Here is a 6,326-nt window from a genome sequence, read left to right on the forward strand (position 1 = left end):
CTGCGGCGGGTACGGCACCGCTGCAGGGGCCCGCGCCGAGCGTGCGAGGCGTGGGGGAGAGGCCCCCTTCCAGGGGCCCGCCCTGAGCCTGCGAAGGGTGGGGAGGAAGGGGGTCCTTCCACCTTTCTCACACGCCCGCCGGGAGGGACATCACCGGGACGTCGGCGGGGACCTCCAGCGGTGCGTCGGTGGCGGCCACGACGTCGGCGGCGCTGACCCCGGGGGCGGTCTCGCGCAGCACCAGCCCGGTGGGGGTGACGTCGATGACCGCGAGGTCGGTGACGATCCGGTCGACGCACGCCTTGCCGGTGAGCGGCAGCGAGCACTCCGCGACGATCTTCGCCGACCCGTCGCGGGCGGTGTGCTCCATCATCACGACGACCTCGCGGGCGCCGTGGACCAGGTCCATGGCGCCGCCCATGCCGTTGACCATCTTCCCGGGGATGAGCCAGTTGGCCAGGTCGCCGGCGGCGCTGACCTGCATCGCGCCCAGGACGGCGAGGTCGATGGAGTGGCCGCGGATCATGCCGAAGGACAGCGCGGAGTCGAAGTAGCTGGCGCCGGGCAGGACGGTGACCGTCTCCTTGCCGGCGTTGATCAGGTCGGCGTCCTCCTCGCCCTCGAAGGGGTAGGGGCCGACGCCGAGGATGCCGTTCTCGCTCTGCAGCACCACGTGCACGCCGTCGGGGACGTGGTTGGGCACCAGGGTGGGCATGCCGATGCCGAGGTTGACGTACTGCCCGTCGCGCAGGTCGGCGGCGACGCGGGCGGCGAGCTGGTCGCGGGTGAGCGCCATGGTCAGGCCTCCGTGGTCTCGGTGCCGGCAGCGGCGGGGGAGGCCGCGCTCGGACGGGGGCGGGTGGTGCGCTTCTCGATCTTCTTGCCGGCCGCGCCCACGGCCACGACCCGCTGCACGAACACCCCGGGCAGGTGCACCGCCTCGGGTGGGATCTGCCCCGGTTCGACCAGCCGCTCGACCTCGGCGATCGTCACCCGGCCGGCCATCGCGGCCAGCGGGTTGAAGTTGCGCGCCGACTCGCGGAACACCAGGTTGCCGTGCCGGTCGCCCACCGCGGCGCGGACCAGGGCGAAGTCGGCGGTCAGCGCCGTCTCCAGCACGTAGTCGGTGTCGCCGAACCGGCGGGTCTCCTTCGGCGGGCTGGTCTCCACGACGTTGCCGTCGGCGTCGTAGCGCACCGGGATGCCGCCGTCGGCGACCAGCGTGCCCACCCCGGTCGGGGTGTAGAAGGCCGGGATACCGGTGCCGCCGGCGCGCAGCCGCTCCGCCAGCGAGCCCTGCGGGGTCAGCTCGACCTCCAGCTGGCCGGACAGGTAGAGCCGGGCGAGCTCCTTGTTGCCGCCGACGAAGGAGCTGATCGTCTTGGCGATCCGCCCGGCGTAGAGCAGCACGCCCAGCGCCTGGTCGTCGACGCCGCAGTTGTTGCTGATCGTGGTGAGCCGGTCGGCGCCCTGCTCCAGCAGGGCCTCGATCAGCGCGATCGGCACCCCGCAGAGGCCGAACCCGCCCACGGCCAGCGTGGCGCCGGAGGGGATGTCGGCAACGGCCTCACGTGCGCTGGGGACGACCTTGTCCATGCGGCTGACCACCGTCTCTCGTCGGCTGGGCCGGCGATGTGTCAGACGGGGCGGCCCAGCTCGCGGATCCCGTCGAGCTTCGTGCCGAGCGTAGCGGTGACCCGCTCGGTCTCCGCCCGGCCCTGCAGCCGGGCGGGATCCGGGTCCCGGCAGAGCACCAGGGACGCGCCGGCCGCCAGCGGCGCCAGCAGCCAGGCCACCGGGCCGGCCTCGGTCGCCGTGCGCTCGTCGACCAGGACCCGGTCGCCGGCGACCAGGCCCAGCCGGGCGGCGAGCTCCTCGGCGGTCCGGTTCAGCTGGCCGAGGGTGAGCTGGACGGCGCCGGCGAGCAGGCCCGGCCGGGCGGCGTCGACCGGCTGCCACGGGGTGAAGACGTCGCCGTGCCCGCGCACCTCCAGCGCGAAGTCGCGGGCGGGGCCGGCGTAGCCGGTCATCCCCATGCCCAGCGGGTGCAGCGAGAGGCCCAGCAGCTCGGGCAGGTCCTGCTCCTCCAGCGGCGGCAGCCGGTCCTGGGCGGCGAGCACGACGTCGGCCCCGGTCAGCTGGTCGTCGTCCTCGACCGCGGTCTCGAGCACCGCGGCTCCGCAGCTCCAGACGCCCAGCAGCACCGCCGCGGTCTGCCAGTGCACCGGCAGGGACACCGCCACCGTGCTCCCGGGGCCGACGTCGAACTCCTCCTGGAGCAGGTTGGCCGTCTTGGCCACCCAGTTGGCCAGGGTGGTGCCGGACAGCTCGGTGCGCTCGCCCGAGACGTCGTCGTAGTAGGTGAGCAGCGGCGTCGCCGGGGAGCGGCCGAGGGTGGCGGTGAGCAGGTCGGCGGGGGTCGGTGATCCGGTGGGGGGCACGGCACCAGGGTGGCAGCTGCGCGACGAAGCTCTCCTCCGGTGCACGTTCGGCGGGGGGTGGGCATGGCTACAGTCGTTCCTCGATGAGCGCAACTGCCGGTACCGCCCTGGCCGGGTTCGACCACGGCCTGCTCCGCTCCACCCGGAGGGCACTGGGCGACACCCCGGCCGTCCCCGTCGCCCGCGGGCTCTCCCACTTCGGTGAGCACGCCCTGGGCTGGCTGGCCATCGGGGCGGTCGGCTGGCTCTCCGGCCGCCGCCGGGACGACTGGGCCGCGGGCATGACCGGGGTGGTCGCCGCCCACGCGGCCGGCGTGGTCGTGAAGCGGGTGGTCCGCCGGGTGCGTCCGGCGCTGGACGACGTCCCGGCCCTGGTCGCCACCCCCAGCCGGCTGTCGTTCCCGAGCGCGCACAGCTGCTCGACGGCAGCGGCGGCCGTGGGGTTCGGCCCCATGCTGGGACGCCCGGTCATGGCCGGGGTGACCGGTGCCATGCTGGTGTCCCGCGTGCTGCTCGGGGTGCACTACCCCTCCGACGTCCTCACCGGCGCCGCGTTGGGTGCCGGGGTGGCCACCGCCGTCCGGCGTCGCATGGTCCCGGCGGATCGCATGGCCCCGACCGCCAGCAGGAAGGCGTGACCGTGAGCGCGCACAGCGAGCAGCCCCCCTTGCGCGAGGCCCCGGCCGCCGGCCCGGCCGTCGCGCCGCCCCCCGGGGACACCGGCCCGGCGACGGTGCCACCGCCCCCGCGGACACCGGGCCTGCGCGGCTCCCGCCCCTGGGGCCTCGTCCGCGCGCTGCGTCCCCGGCAGTGGCTGAAGAACGTGCTGGTGTTCGCCGCCCCGCTGGCGGCCGGGCGGGTCTTCGACCCCGACGTCCTCGTGCCGACGATCGTCGCCTTCCTGCTGTTCTGCGTGTCCGCCTCCGGCGTCTACCTGGTCAACGACTCGATCGACGTCGAGGAGGACCGCCGGCACCCGAAGAAGCGGTACCGGCCGATCGCCGCCGGGCTCGTGCCGCGTCCGCTCGCGGTCGCCCTCGCCCTGGTGCTCTTCGCCGTCGCGCTGGTCACGGCGGTGCTGCTGACCCGCCCGGCGCTGGCCGCGGTGCTGGGGTCCTACGTGGTCATCCAGCTGGCCTACTGCCTGTTCCTGAAGAACCAGCCGGTCATCGACCTGGCGGTGGTGGCCTCCGGCTTCCTGCTGCGCGGCATCGCCGGCGGGGTGGCGGCCGGGTTGTTCCTGTCCCAGTGGTTCCTGCTGGTCGCCGCGTTCGGCTCGCTGTTCATGGTGGCCGGCAAGCGGTACTCGGAGCTGGTCCTGGTCGGCGACGAGGCGGCCACCCGCAAGACCCTGCGGGAGTACTCGGCGAGCTACCTGCGCTTCGTCTGGAGCCTCTCGGCCGGCGTCGCGGTGACCGCCTACAGCCTGTGGGCCTTCGAGATGGTGCGGGACCAGGACGGCATCCCCTGGGCGACCATCTCGATCGCGCCGTTCGTGCTGGCGATCCTGCGGTACGCCCGGGACGTCGACAAGGGGTCCGCCGGGGCCCCGGAGGAGATCGTGATGCGCGACCGTGTCCTGCTGGTCCTCGGCGCCCTCTGGGTGCTCATCGTCGGGGTGGGGGTCTTCAGTGCCTGACGCCCTGCTCCCTGGGACCACGCTCCTCAACGGCTGGGGGCGCACCGCGCCGACCCCGGCCGTGCTGACCCCGGTCCGGGGCGACGACGACGTCCGCGCGGTGCTGGCGGCGGCCGGTGGGCAGGGGGCCGGGGGCCGTGGCGTCGTGGCCCGCGGCCTGGCCCGCAGCTACGGCGACGCGGCGCAGAACGCCGGTGGCCACGTGCTCGACATGACGGCGTCGAACCAGGTGCTGCAGGCCGACCTCGACACCGGTCTGGTCGACGTCGAGGCCGGCATCTCCCTCGACGAGCTGATGAACCGGTTCGTGCCGCAGGGGTTCTTCGTCCCGGTGACGCCGGGCACCCGGCTGGTGACCGTGGGCGGGGCCATCGCCGCCGACATCCACGGCAAGAACCACCACGTCGCCGGCAGCTTCGGCCAGCACGTCCGGTGGATCGACCTGCTCACCGCCGACGGGGAGGTCCGCCGGGTCACCCCCGAGTCCGACGCCGACCTGTTCTGGGCCACCGTCGGCGGCATGGGCCTGACCGGCGTGATCCTGCGGGCGCAGGTGCAGCTGAAGGCGATCGAGACCTCGCGCTGCCTGGTCGACACCGACCGCACGCCCGACCTCGACTCGCTGATGACGCTGCTGGCCGAGACCGACCACCTGTACGAGTACTCGGTGGCCTGGATCGACACCCTCGCCAAGGGCAGGCGGATGGGCCGCTCGGTGGTGACCCGGGGCCGGTTCGCCACGCTCGACGAGCTGCCGGCCAAGCGCCGTGCCGACCCGCTGAAGTACCACGGCTCGGTCAAGGCCTCCGTGCCCGACGTCTTCCCGCCCGGCCTGCTGAACCTGGCGACGGTCGCGGCGTTCAACGAGGTCTGGTACCGCAAGGCGCCCGCGCGCAAGCGCGACCAGCTGCAGAGCATCCCGACCTTCTTCCACCCGCTCGACGCCGTGGGTGGCTGGAACCGCATCTACGGCCCCCGCGGCTTCGTGCAGTACCAGGTCACCGTGCCGTTCGGGCAGGAGGAGGCGATGCGCGAGGTGCTGGGCCGGCTCAGCTCCTTCGGGACGGCGTCCTTCCTCGCCGTCCTCAAGCGGTTCGGCCCGGGCAACCCGGGCATGCTGTCCTACCCCTCGCCCGGCTGGACGCTGGCGCTGGACATCCCGGTGATGAAGGGGCTGGCCGGCCTGCTGGACTCCCTCGACGAGGTCGTCGTCGGGGCCGCGGGGCGGACCTACCTGGCCAAGGACTCCCGGGTGCGCCCGGAGACCTTCGAGCAGATGTACGACCGCATCGACGACTTCCGGGCCGTGCGCAAGCGGGTCGACCCGGACGGCGTCTTCACCTCCGACCTGGCCAGGAGGCTCGCACTGTGATCGACGCCCTCGGTTCGCCCAGTTCGCTGCTGCTCGTCGGCGGCACCTCCGACATCGCGGTGGCCACCGCCCGCCGGTACCTCGCGGAGCGGCCGCTGCGGGTCGTCGTCGCCGCGCGGGACACCCCGCGCCGCAGCGCCGTCGCCGCGGAGCTCACCGCCGCGGGGGCGCAGGTGCAGGTCGTCGACTTCGACGCCGACGACCCCGCGTCACCGGGCCGGATGGTCGCCGAGGCGGCGGCCGGCGGCGACATCGACGTCGCGGTGGTCGCCTTCGGGCTGCTCGGGGACGCCGACCAGCTGCGCACCGACCCGGCGGCCGTGGCCCGGCTGGCCCAGGTCAACTACGTCGCGCCCACGGTGGTCGGCACCGAGCTGGCCAACCAGCTGCGCCGGCAGGGGCACGGCGTCATCGTCGCGCTGTCCTCGGTGGCGGGGGAGCGGCCGCGGGCGTCGAACTTCGTCTACGGCTCCACCAAGGCCGGGCTGGACGCCTTCTACTCCGGGCTGGCCGACTCGCTGGTCGGCACCGGGGTCTCGGTGCTCGTCGTCCGGCCGGGCTTCGTGCGCTCGAAGATGACCGAGGGGATGGACGACGCCCCGCTGGCGACGACCCCGGAGGCCGTCGCCGAGGCCATCGTCACCGGGATCCGCGCGGGCCAGCACACCGTCTGGGTGCCCGGCCTCATGCGCTGGGTGATGAGCGGCCTGCGGCACGTGCCGCGCCCGCTGTTCCGCCGCCTCCCCATCTGACCGCCCTTTCGCGCCGAAGTGGCCCCCTCCGCCCCTAAGTCGTTCCCGACCCCTTCGGCGCCCGTGGCCCAAACGCCGACATCGGGGACCGGGCGGGGGTGCAGGGGTGCGTAAACCATTTC

General features: G+C 74.1%; 7 protein-coding genes. 4 read left to right on the forward strand and 3 right to left on the reverse strand.

What is annotated here, in order from left to right:
- Positions 1–127: 127 nt before the first annotated feature.
- Genes ACI79U_RS19150 through ACI79U_RS19160 form a run of 3 tightly spaced genes read right to left on the reverse strand, consistent with a single transcriptional unit; the run spans position 128 to position 2,441 of the window.
- The gene (locus ACI79U_RS19150; RefSeq protein ID WP_457071027.1) at positions 128–796 is read right to left on the reverse strand and encodes a 3-oxoacid CoA-transferase subunit B; all 669 of its coding nucleotides are present in this window, start codon (positions 794–796) and stop codon (positions 128–130) included.
- Between the two features lie 2 nt (positions 797–798).
- Entirely contained in the window at positions 799–1,608 is an 810-nt protein-coding gene (locus ACI79U_RS19155) for a CoA transferase subunit A (protein WP_457071029.1), read from the reverse strand.
- Between the two features lie 29 nt (positions 1,609–1,637).
- Entirely contained in the window at positions 1,638–2,441 is an 804-nt protein-coding gene (locus tag ACI79U_RS19160; RefSeq protein ID WP_457071031.1) for a TIGR03089 family protein, read from the reverse strand.
- 83 nt (positions 2,442–2,524) lie between these two features.
- Here ACI79U_RS19160 and ACI79U_RS19165 point away from each other — a divergent pair, with 83 nt between their 5' ends.
- The 4 genes from ACI79U_RS19165 to ACI79U_RS19180 are packed head-to-tail and all read left to right on the forward strand — an operon-like array spanning position 2,525 to position 6,204.
- Complete coding sequence (locus tag ACI79U_RS19165; protein WP_457071033.1) at positions 2,525–3,079, forward strand: phosphatase PAP2 family protein; 555 nt, start codon at positions 2,525–2,527, stop codon at positions 3,077–3,079.
- Positions 3,080–3,081: 2 nt separating this feature from the next.
- Positions 3,082–4,080: a decaprenyl-phosphate phosphoribosyltransferase gene (locus tag ACI79U_RS19170; RefSeq protein WP_457071035.1), complete on the forward strand. Its 999-nt coding sequence runs from the start codon at positions 3,082–3,084 to the stop codon at positions 4,078–4,080.
- Positions 4,073–5,452, forward strand: coding sequence for an FAD-binding protein (locus ACI79U_RS19175; protein ID WP_457071037.1), 1,380 nt, complete (start codon positions 4,073–4,075; stop codon positions 5,450–5,452). The genes ACI79U_RS19170 and ACI79U_RS19175 overlap by 8 nt, the downstream gene beginning before the upstream one ends.
- The gene (locus ACI79U_RS19180; protein ID WP_457071039.1) at positions 5,449–6,204 is read left to right on the forward strand and encodes a decaprenylphospho-beta-D-erythro-pentofuranosid-2-ulose 2-reductase; all 756 of its coding nucleotides are present in this window, start codon (positions 5,449–5,451) and stop codon (positions 6,202–6,204) included. Before ACI79U_RS19175 ends, ACI79U_RS19180 begins: the two co-directional genes overlap by 4 nt.
- Positions 6,205–6,326 lie beyond the last annotated feature (122 nt).

It is taken from the genome of Modestobacter sp. SYSU DS0904 (genome assembly GCF_054051115.1).